Annotated in this window: 19 protein-coding genes and 1 pseudogene; 15 read left to right on the top strand and 5 right to left on the bottom strand. The window is 50.1% G+C overall.

Translation table 11 applies throughout. From position 1 onward, the window contains the following. Positions 1-23: 23 nt before the first annotated feature. Positions 24-998: a phage portal protein gene (locus tag I6N93_RS14405; protein ID WP_085689788.1), complete on the bottom strand. Its 975-nt coding sequence runs from the start codon at positions 996-998 to the stop codon at positions 24-26. Between I6N93_RS14405 and I6N93_RS14400 the strand changes: the two are divergent. The 7 genes and pseudogenes from I6N93_RS14400 to I6N93_RS14370 form a co-directional block, all read left to right on the top strand. Further along, positions 954-1,451: pseudogene (locus I6N93_RS14400) on the top strand (phage tail protein); the annotation flags it as partial. The gene I6N93_RS14405 and the pseudogene I6N93_RS14400 overlap by 45 nt on opposite strands. Next, positions 1,451-2,047, top strand: coding sequence for a tail fiber assembly protein (locus I6N93_RS14395; RefSeq protein WP_085690276.1), 597 nt, complete (start codon positions 1,451-1,453; stop codon positions 2,045-2,047). The pseudogene I6N93_RS14400 and the gene I6N93_RS14395, both read left to right, overlap by 1 nt. Before the next feature lie 267 nt (positions 2,048-2,314). Next, complete coding sequence (locus I6N93_RS14390) at positions 2,315-2,953, top strand: hypothetical protein (RefSeq protein ID WP_197669169.1); 639 nt, start codon at positions 2,315-2,317, stop codon at positions 2,951-2,953. Positions 2,954-3,012: 59 nt separating this feature from the next. Next, entirely contained in the window at positions 3,013-3,459 is a 447-nt protein-coding gene (locus I6N93_RS14385; protein WP_181457997.1) for a DUF3289 family protein, read from the top strand. Then, a complete protein-coding gene (locus I6N93_RS14380) occupies positions 3,456-3,665 on the top strand; it encodes a hypothetical protein (RefSeq protein WP_139829968.1) in 210 nt (69 codons plus the stop codon). The genes I6N93_RS14385 and I6N93_RS14380 overlap by 4 nt, the downstream gene beginning before the upstream one ends. Beyond that, a protein-coding gene (locus I6N93_RS14375) for an IS3 family transposase (protein WP_197669168.1) occupies positions 3,646-4,814 on the top strand; the annotation gives its coding sequence in 2 pieces (ribosomal slippage) (positions 3,646-3,895 and positions 3,895-4,814; 1,170 coding nt in all). The genes I6N93_RS14380 and I6N93_RS14375 overlap by 20 nt, the downstream gene beginning before the upstream one ends. A 50-nt stretch (positions 4,815-4,864) precedes the next feature. Then, entirely contained in the window at positions 4,865-5,008 is a 144-nt protein-coding gene (locus I6N93_RS14370; RefSeq protein ID WP_176222582.1) for a hypothetical protein, read from the top strand. 200 nt (positions 5,009-5,208) lie between these two features. Here the strand turns inward: I6N93_RS14370 and I6N93_RS14365 are convergent, their stop codons facing one another. From I6N93_RS14365 to I6N93_RS14355, 3 genes are read right to left on the bottom strand one after another with little or no spacing between them, the layout of a single operon-like run. Further along, positions 5,209-5,469: a hypothetical protein gene (locus tag I6N93_RS14365; RefSeq protein ID WP_085653775.1), complete on the bottom strand. Its 261-nt coding sequence runs from the start codon at positions 5,467-5,469 to the stop codon at positions 5,209-5,211. A 36-nt stretch (positions 5,470-5,505) separates the two neighbouring features. Further along, positions 5,506-6,507 carry a phage integrase gene (locus I6N93_RS14360; protein ID WP_085690160.1) on the bottom strand — a complete coding sequence of 334 codons (1,002 nt, stop codon included), beginning with the start codon at positions 6,505-6,507 and terminating at the stop codon, positions 5,506-5,508. Then, entirely contained in the window at positions 6,507-7,085 is a 579-nt protein-coding gene (locus I6N93_RS14355) for a phage repressor protein CI (protein WP_085690158.1), read from the bottom strand. Before I6N93_RS14355 ends, I6N93_RS14360 begins: the two co-directional genes overlap by 1 nt. Before the next feature lie 130 nt (positions 7,086-7,215). On the opposite strand from I6N93_RS14355, the gene I6N93_RS14350 reads away from it, so the two are divergent. From I6N93_RS14350 to I6N93_RS14320, 7 genes are all read left to right on the top strand, one after another. Then, positions 7,216-7,479 (top strand): hypothetical protein, encoded by a 264-nt coding sequence (locus tag I6N93_RS14350; RefSeq protein WP_085653778.1) that lies wholly within the window; start codon positions 7,216-7,218, stop codon positions 7,477-7,479. A gap of 30 nt (positions 7,480-7,509) precedes the next feature. Next, entirely contained in the window at positions 7,510-8,019 is a 510-nt protein-coding gene (locus I6N93_RS14345) for a phage regulatory CII family protein (RefSeq protein WP_085690156.1), read from the top strand. A 7-nt stretch (positions 8,020-8,026) separates the two neighbouring features. Further along, entirely contained in the window at positions 8,027-8,227 is a 201-nt protein-coding gene (locus I6N93_RS14340) for a phage filamentation protein Fil family protein (RefSeq protein WP_085690154.1), read from the top strand. Further along, the gene (locus tag I6N93_RS14335) at positions 8,191-8,532 is read left to right on the top strand and encodes a DUF5347 domain-containing protein (protein WP_085690152.1); all 342 of its coding nucleotides are present in this window, start codon (positions 8,191-8,193) and stop codon (positions 8,530-8,532) included. Before I6N93_RS14340 ends, I6N93_RS14335 begins: the two co-directional genes overlap by 37 nt. 67 nt (positions 8,533-8,599) lie before the next feature. Further along, positions 8,600-8,827 (top strand): DUF2732 family protein, encoded by a 228-nt coding sequence (locus I6N93_RS14330; RefSeq protein ID WP_085690150.1) that lies wholly within the window; start codon positions 8,600-8,602, stop codon positions 8,825-8,827. After that, on the top strand, positions 8,827-9,054 hold the full coding sequence (locus tag I6N93_RS14325) for a TraR/DksA family transcriptional regulator (RefSeq protein WP_085653782.1): 228 nt from the start codon (positions 8,827-8,829) through the stop codon (positions 9,052-9,054). The genes I6N93_RS14330 and I6N93_RS14325 overlap by 1 nt, the downstream gene beginning before the upstream one ends. Continuing rightward, on the top strand, positions 9,051-9,470 hold the full coding sequence (locus I6N93_RS14320; RefSeq protein ID WP_085690148.1) for a hypothetical protein: 420 nt from the start codon (positions 9,051-9,053) through the stop codon (positions 9,468-9,470). Before I6N93_RS14325 ends, I6N93_RS14320 begins: the two co-directional genes overlap by 4 nt. 27 nt (positions 9,471-9,497) lie before the next feature. On the opposite strand, the gene I6N93_RS14315 is transcribed toward I6N93_RS14320, so the two are convergent. Then, positions 9,498-9,773, bottom strand: coding sequence for a hypothetical protein (locus tag I6N93_RS14315; protein ID WP_085690146.1), 276 nt, complete (start codon positions 9,771-9,773; stop codon positions 9,498-9,500). A 106-nt stretch (positions 9,774-9,879) separates the two neighbouring features. Here I6N93_RS14315 and I6N93_RS14310 point away from each other — a divergent pair, with 106 nt between their 5' ends. Continuing rightward, entirely contained in the window at positions 9,880-12,285 is a 2,406-nt protein-coding gene (locus I6N93_RS14310) for a replication endonuclease (RefSeq protein ID WP_085690144.1), read from the top strand. Positions 12,286-12,501 lie beyond the last annotated feature (216 nt).

The raw sequence follows: 12,501 nt of genomic DNA, 5'->3' as shown, positions 1-12,501 counted from the left end.
GAACTGCAGCTCTTTCATTGTGGTCAAAGAAAGCTATACAGCCCGAACCTAATAACTTCTTCTCCTAACCACTCATTCAACTCCTCAAACCGCCTCTGCAACGGCATCAACTCATTCCTCACAAATACCCTGCTCGCCTTCTCCACATCCCCGAAGCCGCCGACATTGCTCGGCATGATCCCCATCATCTGCGGCGGCACGCGGTGCGCGGCCATCATGTCGTCGCGGCTGACGTTCTTGATGTTCAAAAACTCATCCTTCGCGGCCACCTCGGACAGCGGGATGATCTGAATGCCGTCCTTCTTGCCGTTCGGCGAGTACATAAACAGGTTGCGGAAGTTGCCCGGCCCCTTGGCGCTTTTCATCGCCTGGCGGATGTTGTTGACGTCCTCCTGATTCTGCGCCGCGGCAGTCATATACATGATAAACCCCGCGTGACTGCCGTTAAGGTAATACTTGCGGCGGAACAGCGTGGCCGACTCGTTTAGCAGCGTCGACGGGATGGCGGACAGGTATTCCGGCAGGCCGTAGACTTCCTGATTTAAATCCGGCTCCATCAGATGAAAGAGACTGCCTTTCGTGAACTCGTAAGGCTCCGTCGTCAGACCATACTGCACAAACCAGTAGGTATCGAGATCGACGCCGCGCCGGGTATATTTTGCCAGCGCCGGCTCCAGCGACAGCACGCCGCCTAGCCGGTTAGTGCGCTTCTCCAGATAGGCATTGCCGAAGACCAGATAGTCCTGCACGAAACGGCTGAACGCCTGCTGACTGAGCAGCGGATGCGGGATAAACGTGCTGGTCAGGATGTTACGCTTCACGTTGATCGGCGAGCTGTGATGCACGGCGGCGCGGAACGTGCGCGCCAGCCCGTCGAAACTCACCGGCGGTTCATACCAGCGATCCATCTGCACGCACTCCACGTAGTCGAGCAGTTCGCGGCGGTCCAGCACCGGTATGCGGATAGCCTGCTGGCCGCGCATTTGGCCGCCACGCATCCCCACCCGCAGTACCTTAAAACTGCCGATATCGATCGCTACCTTCCAGTCGGCGTTCCGCAGCCGTGGCCGCAGGCAACCCCGCCCCAGGGCTGGCTGAAATGCAATGGCGCACCCTTTGATAAGGCGGAGTATCCGAAGCTGGCTGTGGCGTACCCTTCCGGCAATTTGCCTGATTTACGCGGCGAGTTTATCCGTGGCTGGGATGATGGCAGAGGTCTCGACAGCGCTCGAGACCTGCTCAGTATGCAGGAAGCGAGCTGGATACAGGCCAATATTGAGGCGAATACAGAAGCGGCCGCCATTGGTTTTGGTAACAGCGAGCGTCCCTTTAATACGGGTGAAACCGGCGCGGCAAGTTCATTGTCCTTAGGAAGTAATCATGGTTCTCGGGGACGCGCCTATGTTCGCCCCCGTAACGTGTCATTTAACTACATTGTGAGGGCGGCATGATGGCGAAAGCGGTACTGAATAACCACGGCATTGCTACCCGAGCCGGTGAACTGACCGTCTATAACTTTGACGGCGACACGCGCGAATATCGGTCTTCTTCCGTCGAGTATCTCGCCGTGGGCGTGGGTATTCCCGCGAACTCTTGCAGCGATGCGCCGGGCAATATGAAAGCCGGTTTTGCCGTTTGCCGCACGGTCGGCGCAGATAAGTGGGAATATGTTCCCGACCACCGAGGCGAAACGGTGTATGACAAAATCAGCGGTTTGCCTGTTGAAATCACCGTACCGGGCGATTATCCCGACAACGTGACGGCCATCGCCCCCTCAACGCCTTACGACACCTGGAACGGCAACCAATGGGTCATTGATGAGGACGCCTTAAAACGCGGCCAGGTACAGGACGCCGAGCAGAAAAAAACGACGCTTCTGGCGGCGGCGAAAGGCGCTATCAACCTGTGGCAGACTGAATTACAGCTTGGCCTTATCAGTGACGAGGACAAAGCCCGCCTGATTGCCTGGATGAAATACATTCAGACCTTGCAATCCATTGATACGTCAACCGCGCCGGATATCACCTGGCCGGATGAACCTGAGTAATGCCGCAGTCGGTAGCGAAAACCAGCTTGAACGATTGATCGCTCATACCGATCGAAATCGAGAAATCGATCTGTAGAAACGTTTATAAAATAAACAGCCCTGATGTCATCATGAGTCTGCATACTAAAAACACATGCTGACACCAGGGAAAATCAAACCGCCGAATTCGGCGGTTTTTTCGTGGCATATCGTTCATTTACATAACAATAAGCGGCGCATAGAATATCCGCGCGCCACAAGGATGAATCCATTTACAGGGAATGAAACATGCTGATCACCAAGCGTATTGATGAACTGACGCCGGAGGAATTTACCCGCATCCTGCCGCCCGAAAAAGGCAGTGCGCTGGATGCCAGAACCGTCGTATTAGGCTCGCAAGAGCACGCCTGTTGTTCATTAACGGCCGGCTCGTTAGACATCAATGCCAACCGCGATTTCGCCAATGCCGTCCGGAATGCCTATGACCGCGCCAGGGTGAATGCGCCGGCACAGAAAGCCGGCTGGGGATTTGCGCCCCGACCTGCCACGCCGCGAACCGAACCCGAGCCGACGCTCAAGGTCACCGAAGTCACCGACACCACCAGTGCGACGCGGATCCATGTCCCCGTACTGGTATATCAGTCGCCGCGTAAGCCCGGTTTCAACGCCGACGGCAGCCCGGCTGCGGATATGACCTATGGCGATATGACCGAAGAAGAAATCAAAGCCATACCAAACTTTGGCCATTTACACCTTTTCTCGAAGGATGGTTATTTGTTTGGCTTCGATTCACCGACCATCAACTTTATAAAATTTAGGGTGATGGCGGCGACGTTGTTCTCTTCCGGGGATTTGAGAAACGTTATTCTTGCGATGATTGCCAAATTTGAAAAAATGAAGGGGGGGAATTCAGTCACCCCGCGTTGACGCGCGCTGCTCGTGCACACCCGAAAACGTAGAAGTTTATGACTCTATTACTGGATGGCATGAAAAAAGCGATCAAGCAAAGCAATGGTGAAATAAACTCGTTGCAACTGGGTGATTGGATGGAAAATTATGTTTATATCGATGATAGAAATAACGAAAGACCTCTTCTTCCTCCGGCATTCAATACAGCGGAAGACAAATGGCTGGGATGGTGGAACGGGGGCCTGACAATAACGGTTAATGACGTATGGGGTGCTAAAGCGGAGATCGTCGAATTCGACCGTTGTGGGCGTTTCTATAAAGGAAAGGTACGCGTAACTTTTTACGACCATTTCGGCCTTGATACCCCTGATATCGGTCCCGACCCATCGAATGGTTCAATAAAATCTTACAGCGCGTTGGGAGGATTCCGGTCCTGGTTTATTTTGCAACACCTGGACCGTTTCGGATATAAACCCTTTATCACTGTAATGGAAATGGATTATCCCATTAAGGGAGAACTATGAAGCTGACCTTTGCTTTTCTGGTGATGAATTATCTATTGCTCATCATCGGCCGTTTATACCAGTTCGACGACAGCACGTTCCTGTGGACGCACTACTCCACCATGCTGCCGCTAATGAAGTGGAATACTGAATTTGGCCACCTGAACAGAGGTGATATGCTCACCTCAGAACAACACAGGTGCACCAATGAAAAGAAGAAATTTTAGTCCTGAATTCAAACGCGAATCAGCTCAGCTGGTTGTCGACCAAAACTACACCGTCTCTGACGCTGCTAAGGCAATGGATGTTGGTCTTTCCACGATGACGAAATGGGTCAAACAACTGCGTGATGAGCGTCAGGGCAAAACGCCAAAAGCCTCCCCGATAACGCCGGAACAAATCGAAATACGTGAGCTAAATAAAAAGCTGCAACGTATTGAAATGGAAAACGATATTCTAAAAAAGGCTACCGCGCTCTTGATGTCAGACTCCCTGAACAGTTCTCGTTAATCGGGAAACTCAGGGCGCGTTATCCAGTGGCCACACTCTGCCACGTATTCAGGGTTCATCGCAGTAGCTACAAATACTGGAAAAACCGTCCTGAAAAGCCAGACGGCAGACGGGCTGTATTACGCAGTCAGGTACTTGAGTTGCATGGCAGCAGCCACGGTTCGGCCGGAGTAAGAAGCATCGCCACTATGGTAACCCAGAGAGGCTATCAGATGGGGCGCTGGCTTGCCGGCAGGCTCATGAAAGAGCTGGGGCTGGTCAGTTGCCAGCAGCCGACTCACCGGTATAAGCGTGGCGGTTATGAGCACGTTGCCATCCCGAATCATCTTGAGCGACAGTTCGCCGTAACGGAGCCAAACCAGGTGTGGTGCGGTGATGTGACCTATATCTGGACGGGTAAGCGCTGGGCGTACCTCGCCGTTGTTCTCGATCTGTTCGCAAGAAAACCAGTGGGCTGGGCAATGTCGTTCTCGCCGGACAGCAGACTCACCATGAAAGCGCTGGAAATGGCATGGGAAACGCGTGGTAAGCCCGTCGGAGTGATGTTCCACAGCGATCAAGGCAGTCATTATACGAGCAGGCAGTTCCGGCAGTTACTGTGGCAATACCGGATCAAGCAGAGTATGAGTCGGCGTGGAAACTGTTGGGATAACAGCCCAATGGAGCGCTTCTTCAAGAGTCTGAAGAACGAATGGGTGCCGATGACGGGCTATGTAAGCTTCAGCGATGCAGCTCACGCAATAACGGACTATATCGTTGGATATTACAGCGTACTAAGACCGCACGTATATAATGGTGGATTACCACCAAACGAATCGGAAAACCGATACTGGAAAAACTCTAACGCCGTGGCCAGTTTTTGTTGACCACTACAAGTGGGAATGACGTGCAGGAGTGCTGTTTTATGCAATAGGCGATGGTAGCACAAGGTAGCAATACAAAAAAATCTGCTGCCATTTTGCTGCCAATGGTAGATTATGAAAACAAAAAAGCCACCACTAAAGAGTGGCTTAACTTCATGATTTTCATCACTAAATTTGGTGGCCCCTGCTGGACTTGAACCAACGACCAAGCGATTATGAGTTCCTACCGGAATAACATAAAATCAATGGTTTGCGTTATTTATCATTGACATAGTTTGTCTCTTTTTGCCAATAGTTACTCATTATACGCCATCTCTACCGCCACTTTATCGCCACTTAAATAATAAGAAAATAGATATAGCCTCGGTAAGAGAATATTAAAAGGGCTGGGTGCTAACTATTTAATATTGTAACTACTGCGAATGGTGCGAAGAATTACTCGACCATTAGGTTCCTCGCCATCACCTTGTATTACAGTGAATGTATTACCATCAAGATGCTTATCAATTCTTTTCTGAGCTAACTCTGTTATACGCCAAGAGGCGTCTGCTGCTTTTTTGTACTCATACTCAGAGACCTGGGTGTCCTCTTTAGCATGAATAACGATTCTAACACCTTCTGTTTCCCATACTTTGTCTTCAAAATCACGTACTTTCATCTTTTTTCCTATCGCTGATGTTTAGTCTAGATCATGTCACATGACATCCTTAAGGGGATTGTATCGAAGAACATCCTCGAGGTGATCAGGTGAAAAATGAGAATAACGCATAGTCATCTTGATGTCTGTATGTCCTAATATCCTTTGTAAAACTAATATATTTCCCCCATTCATCATAAAGTGACTGGCGAAGGTGTGGCGCAATACGTGGGTCAGTTGCCCCGAGGGTAGTTCGATGCCTGTTCTTTCCATAGCTGACCGGAATGCGCCATAACAATCACTAAATAACCGACCTTTTTTATCACCGGGCAGAGAGTCATAAAGCTCTTTGCTGATGGGAACGGTACGGTTTTTTCTGCCTTTCGTTTTGGTATAGGTGATTTTGTATTTCGCAAGCTGGCTTTTTTTCAAGCTCTCAGCTTCAGACCAGCGAGCACCAGTCGCGAGACAGATTCTTACCACGGTTTCTAAATCAGGATGACCATGCCGTTTGCACTCTCCGAGGAGCAACACGATCTGGTCTTGAGTTAACCAGGCCATTTCCATTTCTTCTGTGCGGAAAGGGCGCATATTTTTTAGCGGATTTTCGCCTTTCCATTCTCCGAGGCGACTTAGCTCATTAAACACCGCTCGAAAGTAGGCCAACTCAAGGTTAAGGGTGCGGGGAGAGACCTCTTTCACCCTGTTTGAACGTGCATATTGGCCTTGTAACCGCTTTTCCCGATAGCGGGAAAACATCTGCGCATCAAAATCACGCACAAGTGGTTCGCCCATACACTCAAAAGCATGGTGCATCGCTAACTGACGTTTAAGGCCGTCTTTCAGAGTAATGCCATGAGCGCTATACCATGAGTCAACCAGCCCCTTTAACGTGCGTCGGTCTTCTTTTTCTTCCTGCCACGGATTTTGTACAGTGTACTGTTCAAAGGCCAGCGCCTCGCCTTTGGTAGCGAATTTCTTCCTGATGCGCTTACCTTTTGCCCCGTTTGGATAAAGCTCACAAATCCATCCGCCGGAGGGGTTTTTACGGACAGTCATCAATTAACCTCGCTGTACACACCCACTACACGGCCAATCAGTTTTATCTCGTCAATCCCACATTCAAACGGCACTTTGCCGCCCGCTACGTGTAGTTTTTTGCCAGGTAGTAATGTCAATTCTCTGATGCTGTTAGCTCCTTCAATATCAACTAACCAAAGACCATCAGAAAGCGGGGCTTCCTGATCGACAAAATGCAACTTCCCCTCAGCCCGAACCGCAATTCCTTCTGAAATCTGCTTACTCAAAAAACCTGGGTCGATATTCAATATGGAATTTTTTTCAAGAATTCCATCCCTAAGAGTGTATAAGTTCATTACTTTGGGGTCTGTAAGAGGAGGTTTTTCATCAAACTTTGGACCTTCACCGGTAAGTAACCACCTTAGGCTTGCTCCTGTTTCTAGCGAACAGAAAGCTGCTAAATCATAGGAGATAGTGCCGCGTGTAAAGCGGTTCTGCAGGGAGCTTGGCGACATTTCAAAGTGATTTGCCAGCTGTAATTTTTGCGTAAAACCGTAAACGGCAATGATCCTATCGAGAATGGCAGTAGGCTCGAAAGTGTCTTTGTTTATGCTCATTAGTTAATTCCAATGTTGACCAATGCTATAAAGTTAATTACATTGCTCACAAGTGAAGTGCGTATGTTGGCAAACATTGGGGAATGAGAGGCCAACATTGTTCAAAACAGCAAATAGGGAATCATGCAACATGGCTTCTGAAATCGCAATCATCAAAGTGCCTGCACCTATCGTTACTCTGCAACAGTTCGCAGAGCTTGAGGGGGTCTCAGCGCGAACCGCTTACCGCTGGACAACCGGCGACAACCCTTGTGTACCAATCGAACCTCGCACCATCCGGAAAGGATGCAAGAAAGCAGGTGGCCCCATCCGTATTTATTACGCGCGCTGGAAAGAAGAACAGTTGCGTAAGGCGTTGGGGCATTCCCGTTTTCAACTCGTCATTGGTGAGTAATTCACTTTATGTGATTTGTAAGGATGCAACATGTTTGATTATCGGGTTTCCAAACACCCACATTTTAATGAAGCCTGCCGGGTATTCGCATTGCGTCACAACATGGCGAAGCTGGCAGAACGCGCGGAGATGAATGTCCAAACGCTGCGTAACAAACTAAACCCGGAACAACCGCATCAGTTGACTGTCCCGGAAGTCTGGCTGCTGACCGACTTGACAGAGGATTCAACGTTGGTTGACGGCTTTCTGGCTCAGATCCACTGCTTGCCATGCGTGCCGATGAATGAAGTGGCAAAAGAGAAGCTGCCGCATTACGTCATGAGTGCGACCGCAGAGATCGGGCGTGTGGCTGCTGGTGCTGTATCTGGTGATGTAAAAACCATTGCAGGTCGTCGTGACGTTATCAGCAGTATTAACTCTGTAACGCGACTGATGGCGTTAGCTGCTATTTCCATGCAGGCACGTTTGCAAGCCAACCCAGCGATGGCAAGCGCGGTGGATACCATGACGGGCCTCGGTGCCTCATTCGGGTTGGTCTGAGGTGATGATGCTGATGGAGAAACCTACCGCTGCATCGCTTCTCGTTAAGCAAAGCCCATCAATGCACTACGGCCACGGCTGGATTATGGGAACGGATGGTAAACGTTGGCACCCGTGCCGATCTCAGGAGGAACTACTGGCCGACTTGTCCACCTCTAGACAGGGGAAATCATGGCTATTGAAGACGCTACGGCAACTGTTCCATTAAGTGCGGGCGAACGCCTTAACGGGCTGAATCATATTGCGGAACTAAGAGCGAAAGTATTTGGTTTGAATATTGAGCCAGAGCTTGATCGCTTTATTCGCGATATGCGCGATCCGCGAGACGTTAATAATAAACAGAACGAACGGGCATTAGCGGCAATATTTTATATGGCAAAAATTCCGGCAGAACGTCATGGCATCAATATTAATGATCTGACCACTGACGAAAAGCGGGAGCTGATTAACGCAATGAATCATTTTCGTGCAGTGGTGAGCTTATTTCCCAAACGGCTGACCATGCCGAATTAACCCAGAGCAGAAATTAATGGCGTAAACCTGCCGGGCTTCTTATTGCCAAAATTCAGGAGTAGGCATTATGCGAAATATCAAAAACCACCAGTTTAAAGCTGATAACGACGCACTTGTTGTGCTGTTGAAAGAAGCTAAAAACGAAGAGCGAAAAGATCGTGCTCTTGCCGTTTCAATCCGCCTTGAGGCGCTGGCTGTTCATATCACTCAAAAAGGCATGAGTGGGAAAGAAGCGGCTGAGCTGCTGCGCCGCGAAGCCACCCGTTTTGAGAATGAATCACAGGAGCTGCACTAATGGCTGACTCAATGGACCTTGTGCAGCAGCGTGTTGAAGAGGAGCGTCAGCGCCATATTCACGCTGCCCGCAATAAAATTCTGGGTGCTTCCCGTGTGCTTTGCATTGATTGCGATGCTCCGATCCCGCCGGCACGCCGCCGTGCTATTCCGGGCGTGCAGTGCTGCGTCACCTGTCAGGAAATCGTTGAGCTGAAGGGCAAGCATTACAGCGGAGGGGCGGTATGAAAACAGTTTTTGTAATTAGTAAGCGCCCGGTCACTACGACTTATATTCCACCCGAATTGACGGGAGTTGTTCCGCTTATTAAGGAATATGAAGTAATTAAACGGACAGAAAAAGGATATCGCCTGAGCGTTAGCTATGCCCGTGATAAAGGATCGATGTATTTAGACGAGCACTACGCGTTTTTCTCGACTTATGAATCTGCGCTGGAGTTCATCGCAGCAGAAGCAAATAAAGTCGCTGGAGAGCTTGAGCAGTTACAGCTAAAGGCGGTCCAGCTTAGGTGCCAGGCCCATGACGAATTGAACAGCGTCAGGGGGAGGGGGAGTGCTACTTCTGCGTCAGTCGGCGGTTCCGATATTGGAAGTAGAAAACAAATCCAAAAATACACTGAAAAGTACAACGCAAAACATGGGTAAAGGCTGGCGGCATATTGCCGCCAGTGGTTACTTTTTGAATATAAACAGTGAGTCGTATTTGCCCGGATTGAGGTTTTCAGCATGCAGATCAACAAGGCCAATTCCCGTAATTTCCATCGCCAGATACATGTAGGCTCCCAGCCCATCAACACAGATAACTCTATAAATGACCCCGTCTTCATTCTGAATTGCGGTAACCATTTCCGAGCCGCCGAGTTCACGGCGTTTTGCTTTTTTCACTATGCGAGTAATTTCATCATCAAGCCCAGACTTGGCGATGCCATCAATGTAAGTATCTTTCATTTTTTTTCTCATCTAAATCCATCTAGACGGTCATGCTACCCATCTCTATTTAGTCAAATCAACAGAGGGGTTCACAAAGTAATTAATTTTTCAGGCTACGAATAATATGTCTCAACAATCTGAAAGTAGCCGAATTGCATTGGCATCACGCCCTGACAAGTTCAGAGAACCCAGCGAGGGTTTCTCATGGAATAAACCGAAACAGGCAATTAACCCATATCTGGAGCAAGAGCCGTCTACCTCTGACTCGGTGCTTTCAAACCTGATCACTTTGTACGCTGCTGACAATGAGCAGGAGCGGTTACGCCGTGAGGCGTTGAGTGATGAGGTTTGGAATCGTTACTTTTTCAATGAATCCCGCGATCCGGTTCAGCGTGAGATGGAGCAGGACAATCTCATTAGCCGCGCCAAAATGGCCCGCGAGCAGCAACGCTTTAATCCCGATTTGGTCATCCTCGCCGATGTGAGGGCTGAACCGTCTTTTATCAGAACGTCTCTATTACAACGGATTGAATACTTTCACGGTCTGGACAGGCCAAAAGCGTATTCCCGTTATCTGCGCGAAACGATCCGGCCAAGCCTTGAGCGGCTGGCGCGTGTGCGTGACAGCCAAATGTCGTGTTCATTCCGATATATGGCAAGCGTCGATGGTTTAGACGGGCTGCTGGACCTACCTGAAATGAATCAGAACCAGGTGAAAAGACTGTCAACGCTGGTTTCGGCGCATATGAGTATGGTTTTAGATGCAGCCTGCGCGGATACATTTCTGACGGATGATGTAAAACCGGAAGAAATACGCCGGACGTGGGAACGCGTAGCTGCTGAGGTGATGAGGCTGGATGTGATCCCGCCTGCGTTTGAGCAGCTTCGCCGAAAGAAACGCCGTCGCAAGCCTGTGCCTTATGACCTTATTCCAGGATCGCTGGCGCGTATGCTTTGCGCTGATTGGTGGTATCGCAAATTGTGGCAAATGCGTTGTGAGTGGCGGGAAGAGCAGTTGCGCGCCGCCTGTCTGGTCAACAAAAAAGCGTCCCCGTATGTCAGCTATGAAGCGGTGATCCATAAGCGTGAGCAACGTCGTAAATCGTTGGAGTTTTTTCGTTCGCATGAACTGGTGAACGAAGACGGCGACACGTTGGATATGGAAGATGTCGTGAATGCCAGTAGCAGCAATCCGGCACATCGACGCAATGAAATGATGGCCTGCGTTAAAGGGCTGGAGTTGATCGCGGAAATGCGGGGTGACTGCGCCGTGTTTTATACCATCACCTGCCCATCGCGTTTTCACGCCACGCTGAATAACGGCCGACCTAATCCGACGTGGACCCATCAAACCGTTAGGCAAAGCAGTGACTATCTGGTCAATACGTTTGCCGCGTTCCGTAAAGCTATGCACAAAGCCGGGCTGCGCTGGTATGGCGTCCGGGTTGCAGAGCCACATCATGACGGCACCGTGCATTGGCACCTGCTGTGCTTCATGCGCAAAAAAGAGCGTCGTTCCATCACCGCATTGTTGCGTAAGTTTGCTATCCGAGAAGACCGCGCGGAACTGGGCAAAAACACAGGACCGCGTTACAAGGTGGAGCTGATTAACCCGCGCAAAGGTACGCCGACCAGCTATATCGCGAAATACATCAGCAAGAACATTGATGGCCGTGGCCTGGGTGATGAAATCAGCAAGGAAACTGGCAGATCGCTGCGAGATAACGCTGAGCATGTGAATGCCTGGGCGTCATTGCATCGTGTTCAGCAGTTCCGCTTCTTTGGTATTCCGGGCCGTCAGGCATATCGCGAACTGCGTTTACTGGCCGGTCAGGCGGCGAGGGGGCAGGGCGACAGCAAGCCGGGCGCTCCGGTACTGGCCGATAAGCGTTTAGACGCGGTGCTGGCCGCTGCCGATGCGGGCTGCTTTGCAACGTACATCATGAAACAGGGCGGAGTGCTGGTCCCCCGCAAACATTACATTGTCAGAACTGCCTATGAGCTTAACGACGAGCCAAGTACCTATGGCGATCATGGCATCCGTATTTATGGCATTTGGTCCCCGTTAACGCAGGGGCGCGTATGTACGCATTCGGTGAAGTGGAAAAAGGTCCGTAAAGCCGTTGACGTTCAGGAGGCGCAAGCCGACGAGGGCGCTAGCGCCCCTTGGACTCGTGGCAATAACTGTCCCCTTGTTGAAAAAACAAACGAAACCGGGGTGGATAGACCAGATGCAGAAAGGGCCGACCCGCTTCCTGATTTCCATAACATGAGCAAAAAAGACCTGCGTGAATTGAACGTCAGGCTGAGATTGGTCAAGCCGAAGCGCCGGAAAGGATACAAACAAGAAATTACGGAACGACATCGGTTCGGGCTTGAGGCAGAACTTAGAAGGAGAGGGTTCGACGGCAGCGAAACGGAAATGGATCTGCTATTGCGTGGCGGCAGTATTCCGTCAGGGGGAGGGATGCGTCTCTTTTACCGAAACGGCCGACTCCAAGAGGATGACAAGTGGCGACAGTGGTATTGATGCAGCCAGGTGACGATTAGACAGGCTACATTGGTTTCACGGATGAGTTCTACACATGCTTTTCGCATCCCTTCTCCCTTTATCCATTGTTGTTATTGACGATTTTCATAAGACCTTTCTTATTGAAAGTTAAAAAATGGTTTACAACTAGGCAATCACATTATACTGTAATTATATACAGTAAATATGTGACTGATCATAGTATACGACGGGAGT

The sequence above is a fragment of the Lonsdalea populi genome (assembly GCF_015999465.1).
Classification (GTDB): Bacteria; Pseudomonadota; Gammaproteobacteria; order Enterobacterales; family Enterobacteriaceae; genus Lonsdalea; species Lonsdalea populi.
This window is presented reverse-complemented; position numbering and strand designations above follow the sequence as displayed.